The following is a 25,736-nucleotide window of genomic DNA, read 5'->3' on the forward strand; positions in this document are numbered from 1 at the left end:
AGCGGATGCGTCACCGCTGGCCCGTGCGCCGTGCTCGCCCGCGCCGTTTGGCGGCAGGGCTGAAAGCCGATGATGAATGGGCTTTCCGGCGGTAAATGGTCGGAGGAGCGATGAATAAATTGGCCCCCGTTCATCGATATTCAAATGTTGCATATCAAATTCCATAAAGATTCAAATTTTTTAACGCTATAAGCGGCAAAAAAGCGGAAATGACGAGACAGATAGGCGTCAATACGATGAAAGTTTTGTTAAAATGCCAGCAGAATGCGGGGTCTGGCGCAGTGATTTCGGCAAGCAGAAAATAGCCGATGCTTCAACATCTTTTGGCCTATTTAAGCAAATGTGGCTCTCGACCGTTTCAAATATGTGCGACATGTCGTTCAGTGATTAAAAATGGCTTGCCATCGCATACAGAGTATGTGATAACGCATCTGGGTAAAACGAGGTACAGTTCTGTATATGTGTGGCATTTTCAGTAAAGAAGTTCTGAGTAAAGACGTTAGCGTTGAATACCGCTTCTCTGCCGATCCTTATCTTAGTGCCTCAAGCAGTAACGACTCTAGTTTGTCTATGTAACGCCTACGGGCGGTTTAAACAATCCAAAGGAAATACTCAAGATGGCAAAGATCAAAGGTCAAGTTAAGTGGTTCAACGAGTCTAAAGGTTTCGGTTTCATCACCCCGGCTGACGGCAGCAAAGACGTGTTCGTACACTTCTCTGCAATCCAGGGTAACGGCTTCAAAACCCTGGCTGAAGGCCAGAACGTTGAGTTCGAAATCCAAGATGGCCAGAAAGGCCCATCTGCAGTAAACGTTACTGCTATCTAATCAGCGTCAGCTGTACAAAAAGCCCGCCTTCGCGCGGGCTTTTTCGTTTCCGTCATTCGGCGACGATGACGATGCCGGCGTACTGGTTGCGGCCTTTAATGCCCGGATGCGTCGGATCCTGTGCGCGCCGATGGCTGTTGCGGCGATAGCTGGTGTATTTGAAGCGCTGCGGCCGCTGCGGATCGACGTCCGGCGTGCAGATAGTGCAACTGCCTGAGCGGTCAACGGCGGCGAAGCCGAGCGTCGTCAGCTTGTATTCGGCGATCGCGGCCAGATCCAGATGCCGATAGTGCGGGCTGATCAGCGTAGCGGGCAGCGGCAGAAGCTGTTTAAAGTTTTCCACCAGCGCTTCGTCAACTTCGTAACAGCACGGGCCGGCGGCGGGGCCGATGGAGGCCACCCAATCGGCGGTGTCGCCGTCCTGGCGAATGCGGGCCGCCATCTGTTCCAGAATACCGTCCAGCAACCCGCGCCAGCCGGCGTGTACCGCCGCGATGGCGCCGCCGTCACGACGGCTGAACAGCACCGGCAGGCAATCCGCCGTCAGCACGCTGAGCAGAATGCCGGGCTGGCGCGTGTAGAAGCCATCGGCTTCACCGCACGCCTGAGCCGGTTGCAGCACATCGACGATGCGGGTGCCATGCACCTGCTTCTTTTCCGGCAATGTGGCGCTGTAGGGCAGCAGATGCCCTGGCAGCAGCGCGAGTTTACTGCCGAAGCCGTGCTGAATGTGGGGCACCGCATCGAGCAGCGCGGAACGATCGCTCATAAATTATTTTCACCTGCGTGAGAAAACAGACTCTCAGTGTAGCCAGCTTTTTCCCCGCTTGGCCAGGTGTTGTTGGCGATGAAAGCGAGCGGGGATGCGCCTTGCATCAAACCGGCACCTTCTTTAGACTAGCCGCGCCCTGTCTCTCTGGAAGCCCATTCATGTCTTATCAATGTCCCCTGTGTCATCAGCCGCTGCATTTTTCATCTCAACAATGGCGTTGCGACAGCAATCATCAGTTCGATCAGGCCAAAGAGGGCTACGTCAATCTGCTGCCGGTACAGCACAAGCGATCGAAACAGCCGGGAGACAGCGCGGAAATGATGCAGGCGCGGCGCGCGTTTCTCGACGGTGGGTATTATCAGCCGCTGCAAGCGCAGGTGGCCGAGTGGCTGGATGTGGCGCTGGCGGCCGATGCTGGCGCGTTATTGGACATAGGCTGTGGGGAAGGGTATTACACCGCCGCCGTGGCCTCACGGCTGGCCCAGGGGCGCAATATGGCGGTCTACGGGCTGGACGTCGCGAAGGTGGCGATCCGCTATGCCGCCAAACGTTATCCGGCGGTCTCGTTCTGCGTCGCCTCCAGCCACCGTTTGCCGTTCGCCGACGGGGCGCTGGATGCGGTCTTGCGCATCTACGCCCCTTGCAAGGCGCAGGAGCTGGCGCGGGTGGTGAAGCCGGGCGGCGTGGTGGTGACGGTTTCGCCGGGCCCGCGTCATCTGTACCAGCTGAAAGAGCGGGTGTACCAGCAGGTGCAGCTGCATGCCGAACAGGACGAACAGTTCGATGGGTTCGACTGCGAGCGCAAAGAGGCGCTGGCCTATACGATGACCTTGCCGGGCGCGCAGGCCGCCAACCTGCTGCAGATGACGCCGTTCGCCTGGCGCGCCACGCCGGAGGTGCAACAGCGGTTGGTCGAGGGCGGGGAGTTTGTGTGCGAGACGGATTTCGTCCTGGCGCTGTACCGACGTCGCGCTTAAAAAGCGCGGCGTCCAGAAACAAAAAAACCTGCCGCGGCAGGTTTTTTTGCAGTTCGGTCGCCTCAGGCCAGGTAGCCGAGGTGTTCCAGCAGGATGTTGACGCCGATACCTATCAGCACCACGCCGCCGAGGATCTCGGCGCGTTTGCCGAGCAGCGGGCCGATAAAGCGGCCGATCATCATGCCCAGCGTCGCCATGATCATGGTGGCGCAGCCGATGGCCATCGCGGTGTGCACGATATTCACCTGCAGGAAGGCCAGGCCGACGCCGATCGCCATGGCGTCGAGGCTGGTGGCGATGGCGGTGGCGACCAATAACCAGAAACCATGGCGTTTGACCTTCTCTTCTTCGTCGGGCCTGTTGCGCACCCCTTCGACGATCATGCGCATGCCGAGAATGAACAGCAGCGAGAAGGCGACCCAGTGGTCCCATTCCATGATGTATTGGCTGGCGAACAGGCCGATGGCCCACCCGATGAGCGGGGTGATCGCTTCCACCACGCCGAAGATCAGGCCGGTGCGGATCGCTTCGCGAAAACGGGGTTGATGCAGGCTGGCGCCTTTGCCGATCGAAGCGGCGAAAGCATCCATGGACATGCCGAAAGCGAGAATAAGCGTTGCTGAAAGGTTCATGTGAAATAGCCTCGGCCGGGTGGCTCCATATACACGTAACCCACCCCCAACCAAACGACGGAGTTACGTGTCTATGGTCTCGCCAACCTTACCTGGCTGCCCGCACCACGTTTCATACGGCGAAACGAGTATGTTGATACGGGCGTTCCTGGTATTTATTCTCCAGAAACCGGCTACTCCCCAATGACGGCGCAACCATACCATATTATTTCAGCCATCGACAACCTTATTTTTTGCCAATATCGGTTCTTAATTGAGACTTGTTTTCATTAATCTGAGTTCATGCGGGAATATAATGTAGCCGGGGGTAACAATGTTGCGGAAATAATAGTCAGAAAGGAATTGGCGCTGCCGATTAATTGTCCATAAGCAGCGCGGGGTTTGAGCGATAACGGAATGGGTTTATTTTTTATTCATTGATTATCAACGAAAAAGTGATAAATCCTCTCCAGGTCGTCCAGGTGAGTTACCTGAACCAACAGCCGGCGCTGTTCCAGGTCGATGGCCAGAATGCCATCCTCCGATAAATTCATGGCTTTAATGCGGTTATATTCGACAAACACATTGGCGAAGAAAAAACCGTGCGCTTTAAACACCATCTTGGGCGAGCGAATATAAGCGATATAGATGGCGAGCAGCGCCAAAGAAATAAGCAGGTAAGTGGTTAATGCCGCGCCGTTGGTGGTGACGTTGCGGTAAATCAGAATGGCGATCAGGCCGACGAAAATCAGGCTGTCGAGCCGGTTTCGGCGTTTAAGCGGCACTTTGAGCCGCGTTTTGCCTTTCAGCAGATCCATGCCGAATTCGTCGTACAGCGAATACAGCAACAGCAGGGCGATGAACAGCATCAGTACGCCGTCGGTCAGTGACATCTCTTGCTCCACACATAAAAAAACCGGGGGTTGCCCCCCGGCCGTTCCGAACGATTACAGGCCCAGCAGGCCAATCCAATAGCCAAAGATACCGATGACGAAGAAGCCGATGATGATCCACAGCGCGTTGACTTTCTTGCGCAGCAGCCACATGCAGGCGAAGGTCAACAGCAGCGGCACCAGGCCCGGCATCAGCTGGTCGAGGATAGTCTGCACCGTGGTGACGTTGGTATGCCCGGTCTGGTCGGTTATCTTGGACACCACCAGCGGGATATTCACGTGCGTCCACTTGTTGACCAGCGCCCCCATCACAAACAGGCCGAGAATGGACGCTCCTTCCGTCAGTTTTTGCAGGAAGCCGCCGCCCATGTCGTTGACGATATCCACCCCTTTACGGTAACCGTAGGCCACGCCGTAGTAGCGGGTCAGTAGGCGCACCAGGTTGAACAGCACGAAGAACAGGATCGGTCCGAGCAGGCTGCCGCTCATGGCGATGCCGGCGCCGAGCGCGGCGAACACCGGCCGCACGGTGCCCCAGAAGATCGGGTCACCGACGCCTGCCAGCGGCCCCATCAAACCGACCTTGATGCCGTTGATCGCGCCGTCGTCGATCGGTGCGCCGTTGGCGCGTTGCTCTTCCATCGCCATGGTCACGCCGAGTACCGGCGCCGCCACGTAAGGGTGCGTGTTGAAGAACTCGAGATGGCGTTTGATCGCCTGTTTGCGATCGTCATTGTTTTCCGGATACAGGCGACGGATCACCGGCACCATCGAGAAGCAAAAACCCAGCGCCTGCATGCGTTCGAAGTTCCATGACCCCTGGAACAGGTTAGAGCGCAGGAATACGCCGCGAATGTCGGCCGGCGTGAGTTTCTTTTGAGCAGTTGTATCAACCATTTCTCTCACCTATTCCTAGTCGAGTTCGTTATCGAGATCGTTCGCGTTAGCCGGGCCGGCCTGGACAACCTGAGATTTGTTGTATTTCGGGCTGAGCTGGATATACAGCACGGCCATCACCACGCCGATGACGCCGAGCGCCACCAGGTTGAAGTTGGTGAAGGCGGCGGTAACGAAACCGAGATAGAAGAACGGCATCAGGTAGCCGGCGCGCATCATGTTAATCACCATTGCGTAACCGACCACGACGATCATGCCGCCGGCGATGTTCAGGCCGCTGGTGACCACTTCCGGGATCGAGTTGAGCAGGGCGTGTACCCCGGCGGTGCCGACCGAAATGGCGACGATGACCGCAGGGATGGCGATACGCATCGCCTGCAGCAGCAGGGCGCCGATATGGATCCAGGTGATGGCGCGCAGGCTGCCGCGCTCCGCCGCGCTGTCCGCCGCGTGCTGGAAGGCCACGGTGAGGGTGCGCACGATGATGGTCAGCACCTGGCCGGCCGCCGCCAGCGGAATGGCCAGCGCGATACCGGCGCCGACGCTCTGCCCACCGGCGATGACCAAAATGGTCGAGATGATGGACGCCAGGGCAGCATCCGGCGCGACCGCCGCACCGATGTTCATCCAGCCGAGGGCGATCATTTCCAGCGTACCGCCGATGATGATGCCGGTTTTCATGTCGCCGAGGATGAAGCCGATAAGGGTACAGGCGACCAGCGGGCGGTGGAACTGGAACTCGTCGAGGACGGAACCCATCCCGGCGATACAGGCAACGATAAATATCAGCACAATCTGAAGAGTGGTGATCTCCATTGCACTTCTCCTATGACCAAAAAAGCTCTGAGTAAAATAATCAGCGGCTGGCGCCACTAATTGAGTTTGTTAATCAGGTCCATCATTTTTAGCCGGCTGTCGGACGAGACCTTACGCACCTCCAGCTCGATACCGCGGTCGTTCAGCTTCTTAAACGCTTCGATATCTTTTTCATCGACGGAAACGGCGTTGTTCACCTGGGTTTTTCCCTGACGGAACGCCATGCCGCCGATATTGACGGATTTAATCTCCACGCCGCCTTCCACCAGACGCCAAACGTCGGTCGGGTTGGTGAATAACAGCATCACGCGATCGTTGGCGTATTTCGGGTTGTTCCAGACGCGGATGGCCTTCGCCACGTCCACCACGTGAGCGGTGACGCCCGGCGGGGCAACCTGGGTCAACAAGGTCTTGCGCACATGGTCGGCGGCGACCTCATCGCTGACGACGATGATGCGGCTGACGTTGGTCTCTTTGGTCCAGCGGGTGGCGACCTGGCCGTGGATTAAGCGATCGTCGATACGCGCCAGGCCGATTTTCATGTGATCGTTCGGCCCCAACGGCGCCTGAGGAGCAGCGGCTTTCGGGGCGGGTGCTGCGGGTTTTGCGGGTTCTTCTTGCGGTTTTTTCAGCGCTTTCACGCCTTCACGGCCGGTTTCCAACGCCAGCGCCACCAGTTCATCGAAAGCGGGGTTATCGTCCCGCGCCATGAAGGTTTCCACCAGCATCGGAATGTTGACCCCGGTGACGACCTCATAGTTGTCTTTATCGACCGCAATGCGGCTGGCGGCGTTGAACGGGCTGCCGCCCCAGGTATCCACCAGGAACAGCACGCCGCCGCTGGTATCCAATCCACTGATTTTTTCGTTGTACTTGACGATTAACGTTTCGGCATTCTCACCGGGAACGAAGTCTATAAAGGCGACGTTGTCCTGCTCGCCCAATAGCATCTCCGCCGTTTTCAGCAGTTGTTCCGCTGCAGCCCCGTGTGTGCCGATGATAATAGCTATTGCCACTCGCTACCTCCTCGTTGAACTCCAGGCACGGTGTGTATCGTTCTTCCGTGCCGTCTTGGCAGTCACTTCCGCGGTTCAGATACATTATGGTAGAAAAAAAGAAACGCACGCCTAACATTTCTCACGCAGTTTCAAATGCCTGTGCGCGATACTTCACGAACGCGTCATTTATTTTAGTGAGTGAAAAAATATTTTTTGTGACGCTGCTCCGCTATTGAATGCTCGGATAAATCTTAACGGTCGTGGGCGAGATGACAGGGCGCAACCTTAAACCGCCGTTGAAAAAGCCGCTTTGTCCGCCAGAAAAATCCTGATACAGTAATTTCCTCTTTCATCACTAAGGAGTGAAGGGCCTCAGCCCTCCCTATGGACTGTCACCGAAGTTACTGTTTTTCCAGGTTTCACCCGCCACCTGCTGGCGTTACATATGCTGTTCGGCCGCTCGGCCACCACCCGGTAATCCCATCCCGTCACCTTGCTATTGTCGACTGCGCCCATGCAGCGGCGGCATCGTCACGTCTGAGCCTCCTGCGCTCATTCCCACTTTTCTCTGGAGTCTGATATGGAATTTTTAATGGACCCCTCTATTTGGGCGGGGTTGCTTACGCTGGTAGTGCTGGAAATCGTGCTGGGCATCGACAACCTGGTGTTCATTGCCATTTTGGCCGACAAGCTGCCGCCGAAGCAGCGTGATAAAGCGCGCATCATCGGCCTGTCGCTGGCACTGCTGATGCGTTTGGGCCTGTTGTCGGTGATCTCCTGGATGGTGACGCTGACCACGCCGCTGTTCAGCGTCGGCGATTTCAGCTTCTCGGGCCGCGATCTTATCCTGCTGTTCGGCGGGGTGTTCCTGTTGTTCAAAGCCACCATGGAGCTGCATGAACGGCTGGAAGGGCAGACGCACCAGGACGGCGCCAACCGCGGTTACGCCAAGTTCTGGGCGGTGGTGGTGCAGATCGTCATCCTCGACGCGGTGTTCTCGCTCGATGCGGTGATTACCGCCGTGGGCATGGTGAACGATCTGCCGGTGATGATGGCGGCGGTGGTGATCGCGATGGCGGTGATGCTGTTGGCGTCCAAACCGTTGACTAACTTCGTTAACGCGCATCCGACCATTGTGGTGCTGTGCCTGAGCTTCCTGCTGATGATCGGCCTGAGCCTGATCGCCGAAGGCTTCGGCTTGCATATTCCTAAAGGCTATCTGTACGCCGCGATCGGCTTCTCGATCCTGATTGAATTGTTCAACCAGATCGCGCGTCGCAACTTCATCAAGCATCAGGCGCGTCGCCCGATGCGCGAGCGCACCGCGGAAGCGATCATGCGCCTGATGGGGCAGCAGCGCGCGCAGCAGACGGACGATGCGGTCGCCTTGCCGCGGGATGAAACCTTTGCGGAGGAAGAGCGTTATATGATCAGCGGCGTGCTGACGCTGGCCTCGCGCTCATTGCGCAGCGTGATGACGCCGCGCACCGAGATTTCCTGGGTCGATTGCGAGCGCTCTCGCGAAGAGGTGCGCGAACAGTTGCTGGACACGCCGCACAGTCTGTTCCCGGTGTGCCGCGATTCGGTGGATGAGATTGTCGGCGTGGTGCGCGCCAAGGATCTGCTGGTGGCGCTGGAGCAGGGTGAAGATATCGCCGAGTTCGCCGCCCGCACGCCGCCGATCGTGGTGCCGGAAACCATGGACGTCATCAAGCTGTTGGCGGTGCTGCGTCGCGCCAAAGGGCGTCTGGTGGTGGTCACCAACGAGTTCGGCGTCGTGCAGGGGCTGGTGACGCCGCTGGACGTGCTGGAAGCGATTGCCGGTGAATTCCCGGACGAAGATGAAACCCCGGACATCGTGGCGGAAGGCGACGGCTGGCTGGTGAAGGGCGGGACCGACCTGCACTCGCTGGAACAGGCGCTGGCCTGCGATGACCTGGTGAGCCCAACCGCGGACTACGCCACCCTGGCGGGGCTGCTGTTGGCCCACTACGGCCAGATGCCGGTGGTGGGGGATACTATCGAGCTGAACCACCTGCGTTTCGATATCGTCGACGTCTCCGAATACCGCATCGAACTGGTGCGTGTCACCCGCGTCGTCGTTGACGAGCCGACGCAGTCGTAACCCGTTCGCCGGAGGCTCAGGCCTCCGGCGGATCCTCTTGTGCATGCCTGACGCGTGATTCGTACTGCTGCAACCACAACGGGAAAACGTGGATCGGCATCGGTTTGGCGAAATAATACCCCTGCAGGGCATTGACCTCGCGTGAGCGCAGGTAGTCAGCCTGTTCCGCCGTTTCTACCCCTTCAGCCACCAACTTCAGCTTCAGCCGCTGCGCCAGCGTAATGATGGTGTCGGTCACCGTGGCGTTTACCGCGTCGGTGCCGATGGCTGCGGTAAACCCGCGGTCGATCTTCAACACGTCCGGGCTGAGGTTTTTCAGGTAGCTCAGCGAACTGTGGCCGGTGCCGAAATCGTCGATGGCCAGCATGATACCCATGTCTTTCAGCGTCCGGATCTGGTCATGCTGGATGGCCGACAGCGCGGTGCGTTCGGTCAGCTCCAGCATCAGTGACGGCATCGGGTGCGCCGGCAGCCAAATCTGGCGGATATCGTCGATGATGTTGAGCGTTTTAAAATGTTCGGCCGCGACGTTGATGCTGATGTAGAACGACGGCCGCGGCGGGAACAGCTGCAGATTTTCCGTCACGGTGTTCATCAGATAGCGGGTCAGCGGAATGATCAGCTCATGCTGCTCGGCCAGCGGGATAAACACGTCGGGCGAAATCCACCCCTGCCGTTTCTTTTTCCAACGCAGCAGCATCTCGACGCCGGCGCAGCGGCCGGTATCGCTGTGAATGATCGGTTGGCAGTAAACGCGGAACTCCCGGTGGGTAATGGCATGACCGATGTGATAAGACAGGCTCATGCGGTTAGCGGTGAGCAGGTAGACCACATAGGCCGCCAGCAGGCTGATCAACAGCGCCAGAGGAATATGGCGCGGCAGTGCGGAAAACGCCAGCATGCCGACCTGCGGGCCGAACAGCGAAATCGAGAACGGGTATCGCTCGGAACCGGCGGTGTAACGCAGATCGTTGGTCAGGGTGTCACGGCGCAGGATTTCACGGCGTCCGTATTCCAGGCTGCTGTCGGCTACGTTCAGCACCATTCGCTGAACATAAGGCTCCTGCGGTTCGAGTAAAAAGTTCGATAACAGCTCGATATTGAAGACATGCAGCACGCCGCTGGTTCTATCGCCGGGGGAGGGTGTCCACATCACCAACGTGGGCAGTCCTTTGCTCACCGCCAACGAAGGGCGCAGCGCCAGCTTGACGTTGCTGTTGACGAAAATCGGCAGCACGGCGGCCAACTGATAATGACGGGCGCCAAACAGGCTGGAGCAGTAGATGATGCCATTTTTTACCAGCAGCATGGCGCGCAGCGCCTGATTTTGCGCGGCGCGAAAGCGCAGGGTCGATGAGACGTTCTCGCAGGGTTGTTCCAGCATGTCCATACTGCGTTCCGCCTGCAGCTGCGCGGGGGACAGCAGTTGGTCAATCTTGCCGACGGTGCGGGTGGCCAACGTTTGCTGGCTCTGCTCGATGCTTTTGACCTCTTGATAGTAACGGGTATACAGCGATACCAACAGAATAGCCACGCCCACCGCTCCGGCCAGCAGCCAACGGTAGTAACGATATTGGGACGCGGCGAGGTGGGTCATCAACATCCGGTAAATCCTTGTTCGGTAATCCAGCTCCGAGTCACGGTCAGGCTATAGATCCTTAAGTTGCGCTCGGCTAATTCTAGCCTGAGGTTATACAAGATTGATGGTAACTCAGTAAATTATTTCGATTTGGCAAAACAGAAGGTCAATTTGCAGGCTAACCGCCGGATCGATGAGAAAAATGCAGGATTTTTTCTGGTGACATTGTCACAAAAACGTTCAATGAATTGATTACCCATAAAAAACCCCGCCGGATGGCGGGGTTGTCGGTCAGTCGCATTGCACCTTGATAGCCAGGCCGCCGCGTGATGTTTCTCGATACTTGGCGTTCATGTCTTTGCCGGTTTCATACATGGTCTCGATCACCTTATCCAGCGAAACGCGCGGTTCGCTGGTGCGGCGCAGAGCCATGCGTGCGGCATTGATCGCCTTGACCGAGGCGATGGCGTTGCGCTCGATGCACGGCACCTGTACCTGGCCGGCGACCGGATCGCAGGTCAGACCCAGGTTGTGTTCCATGCCGATTTCCGCCGCCACGCATACCTGCTCAGGGCTGCCGCCCAGCAGTTCGGCCAGGCCGGCCGCCGCCATGGAGCAGGCAACGCCGACTTCACCCTGACAGCCGACTTCGGCGCCGGAAATGGAGGCGTTCATCTTGTACAGCGCGCCGATGGCGCCCGCCGCCATAAAGTAGCGGATATAGATGTCCGGGCTGACGGACTCGATGAAGTGATCGTAGTAAGCCAGCACGGCAGGCACGATGCCGCAGGCGCCGTTGGTCGGCGCGGTGACGACGCGGCCGCCGGCGGCGTTTTCTTCGTTAACCGCCAGCGCGAACATGTTGACCCAGTCGATCACGTTCATCGGATCGTTGGACAGCTTGTCCGACGCCACCAGCATGCGGCGCAGCGCGGAGGCACGGCGCGGCACGCGCAGCGGGCCCGGCAGCACGCCTTCGGTGTTCAGACCGCGATCGATACAGGCGCGCATGGTTTGCCAGACGTTACCGAAGTAGGTGTCGATCTCTTGCTTGCTGTGCAGCGCCAGTTCGTTCTGCATCACCATGCCGGACAGCGACAGCCCGGTATCGCGACAGTGGTCGAGCATTTCGCGCGCGGAATTGAACGGATAAGGCATTTGCAGTTCTTGCTCGGCGGCCTTGCCGAAGTTCTCTTCATCGACGATGAAGCCGCCGCCGATAGAGTAATAGGTCTTGCTGTACACTTCTTTATCGCCGGCGAAGGCGTGGACCTGCATGCCGTTTTCGTGCAGCGGCAGGTTGTCGCTGCGGAAGACCATGCCGCCGTCGCGCGGGAAATCGACTTCATGCAGGCCGTTGGCCAGCATCAGGCGTTGACGTTGTTCTACATCGCGAATAAAACCCGGAATGCTATCGATATCGACGGTGTCCGGCATGTTGCCGGCCAGGCCGAGAATGATAGCGATATCGGTATGGTGACCTTTGCCGGTCAATGAGAGTGAGCCGTAAACGTCTACGGCAACACGCGTGATAGAAGGCATCAGGCCTTTATTTACCAGATCGTCGACAAACTGTTTGCCGGCTTTCATCGGTCCAACCGTATGAGAGCTGGACGGGCCGATGCCGATCTTAAACATGTCGAAAACGCTAATCACGCTAAAACTCCTTAAAGAGACGTATTGTTATGGCTGCGGCGGTTAAAAACCGCGCAGGGAACAGCGATATTGTAAAAGGGCCGCGCGGGTTCGGCTGCCTTTTTCGCATGAAATTAAATAATCCGTGGTGTCGCTTTTTTTACTGATTACCCGGGGCGAACCCTTGTGCGGGGTATCCGCTTTCGCCCAAGCTCCATTAACGGTAATCGCGCCAGCTTTCCTTGCTGAACGCCGCCGGCTTAATCCCTGTTTCTACAGTGGTTTATCTCGGACGGTGGTATTTTACAGGTATTTCGTAAGGTTTAAGAGAGGATTTACAGTTTTTTTAAAACCATTCAACCGGAACGGTAGTTGAAAAAGCGATCAAATGAAGTGATTTCGATCGCTTTACCCGCAGCGGAGGCCGGTAACCGTGCCATATTGCGAGTCAGATCACGCAATGCCGGCTAAATACTGACTTGCTGCGCCAGACGGCGAATGATGGCGGCGGTCAGCCCCCAGATAAACTGGCTGTGGTACCAGGAAAGGTAAATCCGGTGCGTATGGCCGGCGCGATGAATGTCCAGCGGGTAGTAACGCGACAGGGTCAGCGCCTCCCGCAAAGGCATTTCAAACACGTCAGCCACTTCGCCTTCGTTGGCGCGGAACTGCACGTCCGGCGAGACCAGGCCGACGATAGGCGTGACCTGAAATCCGGTGCTGCTGTCGAGCGGCGCCATTTGGCCGAGTATGGTAACCGCCTGCGGCGGTATCGCCACTTCTTCCTGCGCTTCTCGCAGCGCCGTCACGATCGCCGACCCGTCTTCGGCGTCGGTTTTACCGCCGGGGAAGGCCACCTGGCCGGCATGTTTGCGCAGCGAGTCGGCGCGGCGGGTCAACAGCAGCGTCGGCTCGGGGCGGCAGACGATCGGGATCAGCACCGCGGCCGGGCGCACATTGTGCGAGATCTGCGCCGCCTGCGGCAGCTGCAGTTGGAAACGGCTGATAAAGGCGTGCAGTGAGGCCGGTGCATTTGGCGGGATCACGACTGGGCGCACTCCCCGAGCTGCGGCAGAATGCGGCCAACCTTGTCGAAGGTCTCCTGATATTCCGCCTGTTCCTGGCTGTCCGCCACGATGCCGCCGCCGGCGGAGCAATGGATGCGGCCGTTTTCGGTGACGAGCGTGCGAATAGTGATGTTGGTGTCCATGGTGCCGCAGGCGCTCAGGTAACCGATGCTGCCGCAATAGGCGTTGCGACGCTGCGGCTCCAGTTCTTCGATGATTTCCATCGCCCGCACCTTGGGCGCGCCGGTGATCGAGCCGCCGGGAAAGCAGGCGCGCAGCAGTTCGGTCGCCGAGGCGGTGTCCGGCAGGGTTGCGGTGATGGTGCTCACCAGGTGGTGTACCGCCGGGAATGGCTCCACGACGAACAGCTCCGGCACGCGCACGCTGCCGGGCTGGGCGACGCGGCCGATATCGTTGCGCAGCAGATCGACAATCATCAGATTTTCAGCGCGGTCTTTGGGTGAACCGGCCAAACGACGAGCCTGTGCGGCGTCTAGTTCCGCGTCCGCCAGCCGCGGCAGCGTGCCCTTGATCGGGCGGGTTTGGATGCGCTGCTGCTCCAGCCACAGGAAGCGCTCGGGAGAAACGCTCAGCACGCTGTTGTGCGGCAGACGCAAGAACGCGGAGAACGGCGCGCGGTTGCTGGCGCTCAATCGGCAAAACGCCTGCCATTCATCTCCCTGATAGTCTGCGGAGAATCGCTGCGCCAGATTGATTTGGTAACAGTCGCCGCTGCGCAGGTAGTGCTGAATGCGTTGGAACTTCTCGCCGTACTGCTGCCGGCTCATATTGGCGCGCCAGTCGCTCAGCAGCGTGAAAGGGCGTGCCGCAGGCGCGGTTTGGCTATTGAGCCAGCGCCAGCGCTGTTCCACGTCGCCATAGCTGAGCAGCGTCAGCGTTTGCAGCCGGTGGTCGGCGATCAGCGCCCAGTCATAAATGCCCACCGCCATGTCCGGCAAGGCGAGGTCGGCTTCGGCCAACTGCGGCAAGCTTTCCACCCGCCGCCCAAGATCGTAGCCGAACAGCCCCAGGGCGCCGCCCTGAAACGGCAGATCCGGATTAAAGGCCGGTTGCCAACCTTGCGCCACCATCTGCTGTTGCAACAACTCAAACGGATCTTGTTGCGACCGTATTGTTACGTCGTCACTTATGATTTCCGTGGTGGCGCCATGAGTCGTGAGAGTAATGCGCGGCTGCGCGACCAGAATATCGAAGCGGTTGTGCGGATGGTCGGCAAAGCCCGAGTGCAGCAGCATCGCCCAAGGCTGCGATGAAAGCGGGGCAAAAAGCGTCATCAGGGCGCTGCGATGGTAGGGCAAAGACTTTATGTTTGGGGCGGTTACGCTCATGAACGTCAATAAACCTGGCTGTGAAGACGGCAATATCTGGCGGCTAGTGTGCCATAGACGGCCATGGCATGCATGTTTTGCCATGCGAGACATGCAGCACACCTCACATAAACGACAGTTCAATAAACCTGAAATAAGGCATTTTTTGCGCCATTCATCTTACTTCTCTATGTTAAAAATTTAACGTCAAAATAACTGGAAGCATTTTTCATCGAGGGCGCAAGACCCGAGAAATATAAAGACAACTCGTTAATTTCACACTTTTATTGTTGCTCGCTGTTATTAAGCGGGCGATGCGAAACGGTTTTGCCTGCGTTTTTTAAGGTGGCCGTCTTGTGAAAGTTATTCCTTGTTATGGAAGGCTTTTCTTGCCGAAAGCATGAAAAGACAAACAAGATGAATCTTATTTAGCTCGCGGCGGAAATGTGAATGTTTGCGTCATATTTCGCTCGGGCGCTGAAGCGATTTCTATTTTTCAAAAAAATAAAATTATCATTTTGTTACATTATTATTGAAGAGCTGCCTATGTCGTTAATGCTGAGCGTCATCGTCCCGATGCACAATGCGGGAGAACTGTTAGAGCCTTTCCTGGCTTCGTTGCTTGCCCAACGAGAACAGCGGTTGGAGGTGATCATCGTTAACGATGGTTCCACCGACGGTTCGGGGGAGGTCGCCCACCGCTATGCGGCGGCGCATCCGCATATTCGGGTTATCGATCAGGCGAACGCCGGCGTTTCCAATGCGCGTAATGCCGGGCTCGCCGTTGCCCGAGGAAAATACGTGGCGTTTCCCGACGCTGACGATCTGTTGGCGCCGGAAATGTATTCCACGCTGCTGGAGCAGGCCGAACGGCACCAATTAGACGTGATGCAATGCAATGGCGAACGCTATTTTGCCAGCCAGGACGAATTGCAGCCGATTTTTCCTCAGGAGCGTTTACGCACCACTGATGTTATCACTGGCGTTCAATGGTTCGAACGCGCGTTGAAATCGCGAAAGTTTATTCACGTTGTGTGGTTGGCAATATATCGTCTCGATTTTATCCGCCAGCATCGGCTCTATTTTGAACCGGGCTTACATCACCAGGATATTCCCTGGACGACGGAGGTCATGTTTAATGCCAAGCGGGTCAAATATTTAAGCACGCCGCTGTATCGCCAACGGGTGCACGACAAGTCGATCAGCAATCGCCGCCGCACCGGCAAGGCTAACGTGGATTATCAGCGCCACTATATGAAAATCGTCGAAATGCTGGAGCGGCTCAACCTGCGTTATGCGAGCACCATCGCCATTCGGCCGGCGTTCCATTGGCAGATCACCCGTGAAGCGTTGGGGATTTGCCACAGCATTCGCCGTGAGCCGGATCCGGCCGCCCAGAGCCAGATTACCGAAGAATTCTATCAACGCGGCATCGACAGAGCGATGCTCGCCAATGCACGCGGCGTGAAGCAGGGGTGGCATGTCATGCTGTGGCGGCACCGTTTAAAGCAGTGGCGCAACGATAACGGCTGTTCACAGCCGGCCTGAGGCACAAGACGTTGGGATCCGCCGCGTTAGCGCGTATACTCCTTCTCCCTTTTGCCGGAGAGAACGACACATGCATGCAGGTATGCCATTACTGAGCCACGCGGAGCAGCAGGAAGCGGCGGATCGCATCCATCAGCTGATGGAACAGGGCATGAGCAGCGGTGAGGCCATTGCTCGCGTTGCGCAGGAAATTCGTGAGAAGCATCAGGGCGCTCATGTCGCGGTGCTGTTCGATGACGAAGACGAACAGCAGGATGCCGCGCCGGAGGCGTCGCGGGATGACGATGCTGAAGAAGACGAAGACTATTGATGTTATCGGGGCCGCGCAAGCGGCCCCGTCAGTTTTAGCGGTTGACCGCCACGGCGGCGGCGGCCTGTTTCGCCAGTTCCACCGCGAGTTCCGTGGTGTCCGCCGTCGCCAGCGCTACACCCAGGCGGCGCTGGCCGTCGATTTCCGGCTTGCCGAACAGACGCAGCTGGTTGTGCCCGCGCAGCGCGTTTTCCAATCCGCTGAAGCGCACATCAGTGCTGGTGAGCTGTGGCAGGATCACCGCCGAAGCGGAAGGGCCGAACTGGCGGATAGCGCCGATCGGCAAACCGAGAAACGCGCGCACGTGCAGGGCGAACTCAGACTGATCCTGTGAAATCAACGTGACCATGCCGGTATCGTGCGGGCGTGGCGACACTTCGCTGAAGATCACGTCGTCGCCACAGACGAACAGCTCCACGCCGAACAGCCCGAAGCCCCCCAGGGCCTTCACCACTTTCTCGGCGATAGCCTGGGCCCGGCTCAGCGCCGTAGCCGACATGCGTTGCGGCTGCCAGGATTCGCGGTAATCCCCATCCTCCTGACGGTGCCCGATCGGCTCGCAGAAATGCACGCCATCCACGGCGCTGATGGTCAGCAGCGTAATTTCAAAATCAAATCTTACCAGCCCTTCGACGATCACCCGGCCACCGCCGGCACGGCCGCCCTGTTGGGCGTAATCCCAGGCGCTTTGCAGCTGTTCGGGCGTGCGGATCAGGCTCTGGCCTTTGCCGGAAGAACTCATCACCGGTTTGACGATGCACGGGTAGCCGATATGCTCAACTGCCTGGCGGAAGGCGATTTCACTGTCGGCAAAGCGGTAGCTGGAGGTGGGAAGACCGAGCTCTTCCGCCGCCAGACGGCGGATGCCTTCACGGTTCATGGTCAGGCGTGTGGCTTCGGCACAGGGCACTACGCGGTGGCCCTGGCGTTCAAGCTCGACCAGCATGGCGGTGGCGATCGCTTCGATTTCGGGAACGATATAGTCCGGCCGCTCGTGTTCGATGACGGCTTTCAACGCGTCACCGTCCAGCATATTGATGACGTGGCTGCGGTGCGCCACATGCATGGCCGGCGCATCGGCGTAGCGATCGACGGCGATCACCTCCAGACCGAGGCGCTGGCATTCAATGGCGACTTCTTTACCCAGCTCGCCGGAGCCGAGCAACATGACGCGGGTGGCGGAAGGGCGCAGGGCGGTTCCAATCGTTAACATAGTTTCGTACCTGGATCGGTGAAAGTAAGCGGATTGATGATCGGCGGGCAGTATATACGAAAACGATTGCGCGCGCAGCCACCGCGCCGGTTTTGTTGCTAACTGGCTGTTTTTATAACAAACAGAAATATTTGCCCTGTATGAGCGATTATGCGTTAATAACCGACGGCGAAAGAAGGCCTACTTATCGAAAGGTTTTCGCGTCTCGTGCCGTCAAGGCAGGTTTATCAAGTAAAGGAAACACAAATGAGCAAGATTACTGGTCACGTTAAATGGTTCAACGAAAGCAAAGGCTTCGGCTTTATTACCCCTGCCGACGGCTCTAAAGATGTTTTCGTTCATTTCTCCGCTATCGTCAGCGATGGTTTCAAGACCCTGGCTGAAGGCCAGCAGGTTGAGTTCTCCATCCAGGACAGCCAACGTGGCCCAGCCGCAGCCAACGTCGTTGCGATTTAACGACTGGGTTGCCAAGAAACCCGCCGCCGGCGGGTTTTTTTATGCCCGTACCCCGTAACGCAGCCCATCTCTGTTATCATTTACCGCTGATTCGGCGCTTACCTGCGGGCGCGCCGCCATTCCATTCGTCATATAAGAGTTATCGCCGTGAGCACAGTTTCTTTTTCTTCCCTGCCGCTGCCAGCCGAACAGTTGGCCAACCTCAACGAACTGGGGTACGCCGAAATGACGCCGGTACAGGCCGCCGCATTGCCCGCCATCCTGCAAGGGCGGGACGTGCGCGCCAAGGCGAAAACCGGCAGCGGTAAAACGGCGGCCTTCGGCATTGGTCTGCTGAACCGTATCGTCGTCGGTCAGGTCGCCACGCAGGCGCTGGTGCTCTGTCCCACCCGCGAGCTGGCCGATCAGGTGAGCAAAGAGCTGCGTCGCCTGGCGCGTTTTACGCAAAACATCAAGATCCTGACGCTGTGCGGCGGCCAGCCGATGGGGCCGCAGCTCGATTCGCTGGTGCATGCGCCGCACATCGTGGTGGGGACGCCGGGCCGTATCCAGGAACACCTGCGCAAGAAAACGCTGCAGCTGGACGAGCTGAAGGTGCTGGTGCTGGATGAGGCCGATCGCATGCTGGACATGGGGTTCGCCGACGACATCGACGATGTGATCAGCTATACGCCGCCGCAACGTCAGACGCTGCTGTTTTCCGCCACGTACCCGGCAGGCATCGAGCGCATCAGCGCGCGCGTGCAACGCCAGCCGCTGAGCGTCGAGGTGGACGATGGCGAAGCGCAGACCTCCATCGAACAACGCTTTTATGAGACCACGCGCGATCAGCGCCCGGCGCTGCTGGTGTCGGCCATTCGCTATCATCAACCCGCGTCCTGCGTGGTGTTCTGCAATACCAAACGCGACTGTCAGACGGTGCTTGAGGCCCTGGAGGCCCGCGGCATCAGCGCGCTGGCGCTGCATGGCGATCTGGAACAGCGCGACCGCGACCAGGTGTTGGTGCGTTTCGCCAACCGCAGTTGCCGGGTATTGGTGGCGACCGACGTCGCCGCACGCGGGCTGGATATTAAAGAGCTGGAGCTGGTGGTCAACTACGAGCTGGCGTTCGATCCCGAAGTGCATGTGCACCGTATTGGCCGTACCGGTCGCGCCGGCATGAGCGGGTTGGCGATCAGCCTGTGCACGCCGCAGGAAATGGCGCGTGCGCACGCGATTGAAGACTATCTGCAGATGAGCGTCGACTGGTCGCCGGTGTCCGAGCTGAGCGGGGCGGCCAACGGCTCGCTGGAGGCGGAAATGGTGACGCTGTGTATCGACGGCGGCCGCAAGGCGAAGATCCGTCCCGGCGATATTCTCGGGGCGCTGACCGGTGATGCCGGGCTGACGGCGGCGGAAGTGGGCAAGATCGATATGTTCCCGGTGCATGCCTATGTCGCGATCCGCAAAGCCAGCGCGCGCAAGGCGCTGCAACAGTTGCAGCAGGGCAAAATCAAAGGCAAAAGCTGCAAGGTGCGGCTGCTGAAATAAGCCGCAGGCGGGCGGCGGTTTGCCTTCCCGCCACGATCTATTTATACTGTATATAATCACAGTAATTTGAGTATTTGAGGACGCACGCATGGCGGTTGAAGTTAAATATGTGGTGGTGAGAAACGGTGAGGAAAAAATGACTTTCGCGAGCAAGAAAGAAGCCGACGCCTACGACAAAATGCTGGATCTGGCGGACAACCTTGGGGAGTGGCTGCAGCAGGCGCCGCTGAACCTGGATGACGAACAGCGCGAAGGGCTGAGCTTCTTCCTGGCGGAAAACAAGGATGCGCTGGGTCTGATTCTGCGCGGCGCATCGCCGGCGGAAACCCTCAAGAAACCGGCGGAAAGCAAAGCGAAAAAAACGGCCTCTACCCCAAAAGAGGGATCTGCGTCAGAAAAGCAGGCGGCATAATGACTTATGTTGCGGTGTTGTGATGAAAAAGGATCTAAAATGAGCCGTGAAATAACTTTCTTCAGCCGCTTTGAGCAAGACATTCTGGCCGGGCGTAAAACCATCACCATTCGGGATGCCAGTGAATCGCATTTTGAACCGGGCGAGGTATTGCGCGTCAGCCGCAATGAGGACGGCGTATTTTTCTGCTTTATCGAAGTGCTGTCGGTAACGCCGGTGCGCCTGGATGCGCTGACGGAACGCCACGCACAGCAGGAGAACATGTCGCTCGGCGAACTGAAGCAGGTGATCAAGGAAATCTATCCGGGCCTGGATGCGCTGTTTGTCATTGAGTTCGTCAAACGGTAACCCTTTGCCGAAGCCCTGTTGTGAGCCAGGGATGGGCGCCCGGATAGCGCTAATCACAACGGGAGGACATATGAAAAAAACGGGTTTGGCTATCGCCTTGTTGGCCATGATGGGAGCATCGACGGCGTTGTGGGCGCAGGATCACGAACAGCGCGCCGCCAAGGTGGGGCAGTGTGCGGGCCTGCAGCCGGCGGATATCGCCGCCCAGGTCAAGCGCGACTTCTTGCAGAACCGCATTACGCGCTGGGAGTCGGACAAAAAGCTGCTGGGTACCGCAACGCCGATTGCCTGGGTTAGCCCGGATGCCATCAGCGGCAAGGATCAGGTATGGCAGGTGCCGTTGACGGTGCGTGGCACCAAGGCAGATAAAACCTACAACGTGACGCTCAACTGCAACACCGGCGAAATCGCCTACAGCGCCCCACAGTAACGCTTTCCCGGCAATAAAAAGCCCGCCGAGCGGCGGGCTTGATGTTCTCAGGCGGCGTCAGTCGCTGAACGGGATCACCAATTCACCCGGTTTCACTTCCAACCCTTTCGCCAGTTTTTTCGCCAGCGCTTCGGTTTTGCTGTTGTCAGGATTCAGCACATAAGCCGGCTTTTGGTCGAAGTAGGATTTCAGCGACTGGTTCAGATACGGCGTCAGCGCTTTCATCACCGTCTGCATTTTTTCCGGCTGCACGCTGTAATCGGTCAGCTCCATGTCCTTCAGGAAAATGGCGCCCTGCGCCCGGTCATAAACCGGCTGCGCCTTCAGCGTCAGCTTCAGATCCGCGGTCTGCGGGCCGAGAATCGACGTGATGTTGACCTTGGCGTCGCCGGAAAGGGTGACTTTACCCGGTTCGCTGCGGCCGATCTGGCTTTGCAACTGAGTCAGCACGATGTTGGCGTCCAGCAGGCCGGGCACGCCGATCTGCTTCTGATAGTCGTTATGTTTCTGCAGGTAATCATTCACTTCCTGCTCGCTCAGGGTGTACTGGGTCAGTTGATTGCAACCGGCCAATACGCCGGCGAACAGCAGGGCGGCTGCGCCCATCAGGATCTTCTTCATTAATGCCTCATTGCGACTGCTGGCGAAAAGTGCTGCAGATAATTGATTAATCATTATAAACGCTCCGCCTGCGCGTGAAAACGGCAGGCGGCGGTATGGCGGGAATAGTGCGCGTAAAACAGGGCGAGACCTATCGGATAACGCCGAAAGCGTCAGCGCCGTAATCGCAGCGCCAAGAGGATCACGCCGGCCAGGCAGGCTGCGCCTCCCAACAGCGGGAACAGCGGAATGCCCCACAGCCGCAGCGACGAATGCATCAGATAAGGTGCCAACCCCAGGGCAAAAGCGGCGGTGACGATGGCGATGGCCAGGGTGACGGCGCTGCGCTCCAGCGCTTTGCTCAACTGACCGAGGTTCTTGACGTTAATGTCGGCATTGAGCTGCCCGCGTTTCAGGCGGCGCACCAACAGCCGCAGGGTTTGCGGCAGCTCCTCTCCGGCGTCGAGCGCTTCCCCGCCCAGGGCCAAGAGCCGTTGGCGCACGGCGTCAGGGGCATAACGTTGCAGCACCGTTTGTTGCAGCATCGGTTTGAGCGTGGCGACGATGTCAAAGGCCGGATCCAGCCGGTGCAGCACGCCGTCGGCGGTGATTAAGGCCTTGAACAGCAGCACCAGATCCGGCGGCAGCGCCAGCTGGTGCTCACGCGCCATCACCAACAGGTCAGTGAGGGCTTTGCCGAGCGTCAGGGTGGCGGCGGCCTGTTTGTCGAGAAAGTTTTGCGCCGCCAGCTCCAGGTCCATCAGATCCAGCGGTTCGCTGTCCGACCAGGCGATCAGCGTGTTGACGATGCCTTCGGACTGACGATCGGCGATGGCCTGCAGCAGCAGGAGCAACTGGTTGCGCCGCCGTTCGGACAACTGACCCACCATGCCGAAGTCGATGAAGCCGACGCGATCGCCGCTCAGCGCCATCACGTTGCCGGGGTGCGGATCGGCGTGATACAGCCGGTGCTCCAGCACCATGCTCATAAAGGCGCGGGCGCCGCGCCGCGCCAGCAGCGGGCCGTCAAATCCCGCTTCCGCCAACTGCCGGGGGTTCTCCGGCGCGGTGCCGGGCAAGTATTCCTGCACTAACAGACGCGGGGAAGACCATTGCCAATAGATTTTCGGCACGACCACGTCAGGTTCATGCGCAAACATGCCGGCGACGCGATCGCAGTTATGCCCTTCATGGGTCAAATCCAGTTCATGATTGAGCGCCGTCGCCAGCGCTCTGACCATCTGCCGTGGTCGATAGCGCGCCAGCGCCTGACTCTGCTGCTCCACGGTTTCCGCCAGCGAGGCCAGCAGCCGCAGATCGGCGTGAATGGTTTTTGCCAGGCCGGGGCGCAGCACTTTCACCACCACCTGTTCGCCGCTGTGCAGGCGTGCGCGGTAAATTTGCGCCATCGACGCCGCGGCCAGCGGTGTGCGATCGAATTCGGCAAACAGCTGCTCGGGATCAGCGCCGAGATCGGCAACGATCTGCGGCGCCAGCATTTCCCATGGCAACACCGCCGCCTGGCTGTGCAGGCGATCCAGTTCGTCGGTCCAGGCCGGATCCAACAGGTCAGAACGCGTGGCCAGGATCTGGCCGAATTTGACGAAGGTTGGGCCGAGCGCCTCGAGCGCTTCGCGCAGCCGCTGAGGAAGGGGCTGCGCGTCCTGCCGAGCGGGCTCACCGCGGGCGCCACGCAGCAACGCCCCCAGGCCCAGCAGGCGCAGAACGTCTTGCAAACCATAACGAATTAGAACGGAAGTAATTTCCTTCAGCCGCGCCCGATCGCGAGCGGTGGCGAGCACCATTTTCAGCATCAGTACGCCATATCCTTTTTGTGACAGTCGAACGTTATTGTTCCATATCCAGCAGCAACGGCACTTCGCAGCGCAGCGCCATGCGGTTGCGGTAGGCTTCCACGTTGTCCGGCAGGGCAACCCCGGCGACGATCGACAATGAGCGCAGCAGCGGGAACAGATGAATATCGTCCTCAGAAAGCTCGCCGTTCACGGCGTCGGCGGAGACGATCAGCGATGACAGCGTTTGCAGGTCGGCCTCCAGTTCGGCGATCAGATCGGCGCTGTTGGCGAGATGCTCGGCGAAATCACCGATTGACGCCTGCTTTTTATCGATAAAGTAACGGCGGGCGCTTTCGGTGGCAAATTCTTCGAAATCGGCATGCGCAATACGCGGCAACAGCAATTTGGCCGCGTAACTGTCGACCCGGCGCAACCACTCGGCGATGGCCGGGTTGGTGCGGCCGGTCAGCACCGGTTTGCCGTCCAGGCCATCGACATAGCGCACGATATCCAGGCTTTCCGGCATCGCTTCGCCGTCGTCTTTGATCAGGATCGGCACCATTTTTTTGCCGATCAGATTGAACGGGGTCGTCTCATCGTCGTTGAGCAGCGTGACCAGGCGAATCGGCAGATGTTTCAGGCCGAAAATCATGCGGGCTTTAACGCAGAATGGGCAATGATCGTAAATGAACAGTTTCATGCTTGCTCCGGGTTGTCAGGTTTTAACAGCAATAGTTACCACAGCTTATCGAGGCTGTCTTGAAACGCGTGTGTTGGATGGTGCGTTATTGCGATATTGCCCGCGCAACAGGCGCGGGCGAGGGGGCTATTTCTTGACCGGTACCGAGTTGAGCACATCGATCAGGTGAATGCGGGCTTGTTCCAAATCGATCTGATCGCGTTCGTTGGCAGCGGTGACGACCTGCAGCTGTTTGATAATATCGTTTTTCAGGCCGGCGTCGCTGGCGAGGATATGCGCCAGCGCCTTTTCCACCAGAGTAGAGCGCGCATAAATCATGCGCAAGTTCAGTATCATATGTTCGAGTAGTTGCGGTAATTTGGCTTCTTCGCTCATGCCGACGGGCTCCTGTGGGTGTTTTTACTAACAGGATAGCAGCTGTTGCCGATTCGGCCGGATTTCTATGGCGTTAGCCGCCGCGCAGTATCACCGACGCGTTGCGCCGCGGGCTGAATTGCCAGTACAGCGCCAGCAGCGTGGCGAAGCCTACGGCGCCGAGCAGCAGCCAGGGCAGCTCCGGCATGTTCATCATCCGCCCGGTATCGTACATCCAGCCGCCGCCGGTATATCCCAACGCACCGCCCAACGCCAGCCCGAGGCGGCTGAAGCCCATGTAGCTGCCGCGCGCCCGCGGATCGGCCAGCGACGCGCTGAGCGTTTCGCGCGCCGGCTCGGCGATGATCGAGCCCAGATAGAAACTGCAGATCAGCGTGAACACGCCTTGCAGGCTGCTGGCAAGGCCGATCGGCAGCAGGCTGAGCGTCATCAGCAGCAGGCCCGCCATCAGGCGTTGTTCAAGCCGAAAATGTTTTTCACCCCAACGCGCCAGCGGATAGAGCAGCGACAGCGACAGCGCCGCTTCGATCGCGTACATCCATTTCACCGCCGCCGGTGAGCCAGCAATTTCATTGACCACGATCGGCAGCATCAGCATCACCTGTACCGCCAGCATATAGTAGCCGGTCAGCGTCAGGACATAGGTGAGGAAGCGGCGATCGCGCACGACCCGCAACATGCCTTCTTTCATCGGCACGCGCACGGTGGAGATGCGATAAGCCGGCAGTAACCAGGCGTTCCAGCCGGCGGCCAACACGAAGATCGCCGCCCCGACCCAGCAGACAAAGTGGAAATCGTATTGCAGCAGCCAACTGCCGATCAGCGCGCCGACTACCGCACCGGCGCTGTCCTGCATCATCAGCAGCGAGAAAAAGCGGCCGCGTTCGTGCGGCCGGGTCAGTTTGATCACCAAAGCGGTGCGCGGCGGATCGAACAGCGTGCCGCCGAGGGCGGACAGCGCGCAGGAGAACCACAGGATCCACGGCGCATCGGCCATCGCCATGGTGGCGAAACCGGCGGCGCGCAGCAGCATGCCGGTGACGATCATCGGCTTGGCGCCAAAGCGATCGGCGACCGCGCCGCCAAAGATGCCGAGCCCTTGTTGCAGCAACTGACGCAAACCCAGCGCGATGCCGACGATCAGCGCCGCCCATCCCAGCTGATCGACGAAGCGGATCGAAATAAGCGGGAACACGACAAAGAAGCCTAAAACCACCAGCAGGTTGTCGAGCAATAGAAAATATTTACCCAAGCTGCGCGCTTGCGACACCAGAGACATGCATCACCATGAGCAGTTAAGAGAGAGGGGGAAGGCAACCCCACCATTCTCTACCCAATTGCCGGACGGCGACAGTGGCGGAGTAGATAATATTTTTTTATCGTCAAGGTGTTACCTGAACTGCAAAATTGGCGGAAAAACGCGGTAAAACGCGTATTCGGCGATTTACTGAGCGGCCGGTATTTTACCTCGGGGGCGGCCTACGGTTATATTG

General features: G+C 58.5%; 27 protein-coding genes and 1 riboswitch. Of the genes, 11 read left to right on the forward strand and 16 right to left on the reverse strand.

Translation table 11 applies throughout. From position 1 onward, the window contains the following. Positions 1-459 precede the first annotated feature (459 nt). Positions 460-576 (forward strand): DUF2627 domain-containing protein, encoded by a 117-nt coding sequence (locus J9788_RS09300; protein ID WP_002211058.1) that lies wholly within the window; start codon positions 460-462, stop codon positions 574-576. Between the two features lie 41 nt (positions 577-617). Then, positions 618-827, forward strand: a complete 210-nt coding sequence (gene cspE / locus J9788_RS09305; protein ID WP_002221949.1) for a transcription antiterminator/RNA stability regulator CspE — start codon at positions 618-620, stop codon at positions 825-827. A 52-nt stretch (positions 828-879) separates the two neighbouring features. Here the strand turns inward: cspE and pgeF are convergent, their stop codons facing one another. After that, a complete protein-coding gene (gene pgeF / locus J9788_RS09310) occupies positions 880-1,596 on the reverse strand; it encodes a peptidoglycan editing factor PgeF (RefSeq protein WP_182264296.1) in 717 nt (238 codons plus the stop codon). Positions 1,597-1,757: 161 nt separating this feature from the next. Between pgeF and rlmA the strand changes: the two genes are divergently transcribed. Further along, positions 1,758-2,576 carry a 23S rRNA (guanine(745)-N(1))-methyltransferase gene (gene rlmA / locus J9788_RS09315; protein WP_182264297.1) on the forward strand — a complete coding sequence of 273 codons (819 nt, stop codon included), beginning with the start codon at positions 1,758-1,760 and terminating at the stop codon, positions 2,574-2,576. 62 nt (positions 2,577-2,638) lie between these two features. Here rlmA and mntP read toward each other — a convergent pair whose 3' ends face one another. From mntP to manX, 5 genes are all read right to left on the reverse strand, one after another. Next, on the reverse strand, positions 2,639-3,208 hold the full coding sequence (gene mntP / locus J9788_RS09320; protein WP_025159822.1) for a manganese efflux pump MntP: 570 nt from the start codon (positions 3,206-3,208) through the stop codon (positions 2,639-2,641). 7 nt (positions 3,209-3,215) lie between these two features. After that, positions 3,216-3,402: riboswitch (yybP-ykoY riboswitch) on the reverse strand. Between the two features lie 219 nt (positions 3,403-3,621). Next, complete coding sequence (locus J9788_RS09325; RefSeq protein ID WP_182264298.1) at positions 3,622-4,080, reverse strand: DUF986 family protein; 459 nt, start codon at positions 4,078-4,080, stop codon at positions 3,622-3,624. 54 nt (positions 4,081-4,134) lie between these two features. Next, the gene (locus J9788_RS09330) at positions 4,135-4,977 is read right to left on the reverse strand and encodes a PTS mannose transporter subunit IID (RefSeq protein WP_033634889.1); all 843 of its coding nucleotides are present in this window, start codon (positions 4,975-4,977) and stop codon (positions 4,135-4,137) included. A gap of 15 nt (positions 4,978-4,992) precedes the next feature. Further along, positions 4,993-5,793 carry a PTS mannose/fructose/sorbose transporter subunit IIC gene (locus J9788_RS09335; protein ID WP_033634888.1) on the reverse strand — a complete coding sequence of 267 codons (801 nt, stop codon included), beginning with the start codon at positions 5,791-5,793 and terminating at the stop codon, positions 4,993-4,995. 56 nt (positions 5,794-5,849) lie between these two features. Continuing rightward, entirely contained in the window at positions 5,850-6,809 is a 960-nt protein-coding gene (manX, locus tag J9788_RS09340) for a PTS mannose transporter subunit IIAB (protein WP_089194865.1), read from the reverse strand. A 562-nt stretch (positions 6,810-7,371) separates the two neighbouring features. Here manX and J9788_RS09345 point away from each other — a divergent pair. Then, positions 7,372-8,916 carry a TerC family protein gene (locus tag J9788_RS09345; RefSeq protein WP_046896663.1) on the forward strand — a complete coding sequence of 515 codons (1,545 nt, stop codon included), beginning with the start codon at positions 7,372-7,374 and terminating at the stop codon, positions 8,914-8,916. Between the two features lie 16 nt (positions 8,917-8,932). Here J9788_RS09345 and J9788_RS09350 read toward each other — a convergent pair whose 3' ends face one another. The 4 genes from J9788_RS09350 to pabB all read right to left on the reverse strand — a co-directional run bounded on the left by J9788_RS09350 (position 8,933) and on the right by pabB (position 14,546). After that, positions 8,933-10,519: an EAL domain-containing protein gene (locus tag J9788_RS09350; RefSeq protein ID WP_046896664.1), complete on the reverse strand. Its 1,587-nt coding sequence runs from the start codon at positions 10,517-10,519 to the stop codon at positions 8,933-8,935. Positions 10,520-10,786: 267 nt separating this feature from the next. Then, the gene (gene sdaA / locus J9788_RS09355; protein WP_033650934.1) at positions 10,787-12,151 is read right to left on the reverse strand and encodes an L-serine ammonia-lyase; all 1,365 of its coding nucleotides are present in this window, start codon (positions 12,149-12,151) and stop codon (positions 10,787-10,789) included. A gap of 446 nt (positions 12,152-12,597) precedes the next feature. After that, positions 12,598-13,176, reverse strand: a complete 579-nt coding sequence (locus J9788_RS09360) for a CoA pyrophosphatase (protein WP_094142750.1) — start codon at positions 13,174-13,176, stop codon at positions 12,598-12,600. Next, positions 13,173-14,546 (reverse strand): aminodeoxychorismate synthase component 1, encoded by a 1,374-nt coding sequence (gene pabB, locus J9788_RS09365; RefSeq protein WP_182264299.1) that lies wholly within the window; start codon positions 14,544-14,546, stop codon positions 13,173-13,175. The genes J9788_RS09360 and pabB overlap by 4 nt, the downstream gene beginning before the upstream one ends. Before the next feature lie 525 nt (positions 14,547-15,071). Here pabB and J9788_RS09370 point away from each other — a divergent pair. Then, complete coding sequence (locus tag J9788_RS09370; protein WP_046896665.1) at positions 15,072-16,073, forward strand: glycosyltransferase; 1,002 nt, start codon at positions 15,072-15,074, stop codon at positions 16,071-16,073. A 70-nt stretch (positions 16,074-16,143) separates the two neighbouring features. Then, positions 16,144-16,383, forward strand: coding sequence for a YoaH family protein (locus J9788_RS09375; RefSeq protein WP_033643378.1), 240 nt, complete (start codon positions 16,144-16,146; stop codon positions 16,381-16,383). A 34-nt stretch (positions 16,384-16,417) separates the two neighbouring features. Here the strand turns inward: J9788_RS09375 and purT are convergent, their stop codons facing one another. Then, positions 16,418-17,596 carry a formate-dependent phosphoribosylglycinamide formyltransferase gene (gene purT / locus J9788_RS09380; protein ID WP_182264300.1) on the reverse strand — a complete coding sequence of 393 codons (1,179 nt, stop codon included), beginning with the start codon at positions 17,594-17,596 and terminating at the stop codon, positions 16,418-16,420. A gap of 246 nt (positions 17,597-17,842) precedes the next feature. On the opposite strand from purT, the gene cspC reads away from it, so the two are divergent. From cspC to yebF, 5 genes are all read left to right on the forward strand, one after another. Continuing rightward, positions 17,843-18,052, forward strand: a complete 210-nt coding sequence (cspC, locus tag J9788_RS09385; protein WP_004927572.1) for a cold shock-like protein CspC — start codon at positions 17,843-17,845, stop codon at positions 18,050-18,052. Between the two features lie 147 nt (positions 18,053-18,199). Beyond that, complete coding sequence (gene dbpA, locus J9788_RS09390) at positions 18,200-19,582, forward strand: ATP-dependent RNA helicase DbpA (protein WP_182264301.1); 1,383 nt, start codon at positions 18,200-18,202, stop codon at positions 19,580-19,582. Positions 19,583-19,670: 88 nt separating this feature from the next. Then, a complete protein-coding gene (locus J9788_RS09395; protein WP_182264302.1) occupies positions 19,671-19,994 on the forward strand; it encodes a YebG family protein in 324 nt (107 codons plus the stop codon). 39 nt (positions 19,995-20,033) lie between these two features. Next, positions 20,034-20,342: a N(4)-acetylcytidine aminohydrolase gene (gene yqfB / locus J9788_RS09400; protein WP_004927562.1), complete on the forward strand. Its 309-nt coding sequence runs from the start codon at positions 20,034-20,036 to the stop codon at positions 20,340-20,342. Between the two features lie 70 nt (positions 20,343-20,412). Then, entirely contained in the window at positions 20,413-20,772 is a 360-nt protein-coding gene (yebF, locus tag J9788_RS09405) for a protein YebF (RefSeq protein ID WP_182264303.1), read from the forward strand. A gap of 57 nt (positions 20,773-20,829) precedes the next feature. Here the strand turns inward: yebF and J9788_RS09410 are convergent, their stop codons facing one another. The 5 genes from J9788_RS09410 to mdtH form a co-directional block, all read right to left on the reverse strand. Continuing rightward, complete coding sequence (locus tag J9788_RS09410) at positions 20,830-21,393, reverse strand: lipoprotein (protein WP_016927416.1); 564 nt, start codon at positions 21,391-21,393, stop codon at positions 20,830-20,832. A gap of 152 nt (positions 21,394-21,545) precedes the next feature. Then, positions 21,546-23,186 carry an AarF/ABC1/UbiB kinase family protein gene (locus J9788_RS09415; protein WP_182264304.1) on the reverse strand — a complete coding sequence of 547 codons (1,641 nt, stop codon included), beginning with the start codon at positions 23,184-23,186 and terminating at the stop codon, positions 21,546-21,548. Between the two features lie 34 nt (positions 23,187-23,220). Further along, positions 23,221-23,868, reverse strand: a complete 648-nt coding sequence (grxB, locus tag J9788_RS09420; RefSeq protein WP_182264305.1) for a glutaredoxin 2 — start codon at positions 23,866-23,868, stop codon at positions 23,221-23,223. A gap of 126 nt (positions 23,869-23,994) precedes the next feature. Continuing rightward, complete coding sequence (locus tag J9788_RS09425; protein ID WP_033643371.1) at positions 23,995-24,243, reverse strand: hypothetical protein; 249 nt, start codon at positions 24,241-24,243, stop codon at positions 23,995-23,997. A gap of 73 nt (positions 24,244-24,316) precedes the next feature. Then, positions 24,317-25,522 carry a multidrug efflux MFS transporter MdtH gene (mdtH, locus tag J9788_RS09430; RefSeq protein WP_046896671.1) on the reverse strand — a complete coding sequence of 402 codons (1,206 nt, stop codon included), beginning with the start codon at positions 25,520-25,522 and terminating at the stop codon, positions 24,317-24,319. Positions 25,523-25,736: the final 214 nt, after the last annotated feature.

The sequence above is a fragment of the Serratia sp. X10 genome (genome assembly GCF_017811775.1).
In the GTDB taxonomy this organism is placed as follows: domain Bacteria; phylum Pseudomonadota; class Gammaproteobacteria; order Enterobacterales; family Enterobacteriaceae; genus Serratia; species Serratia ureilytica.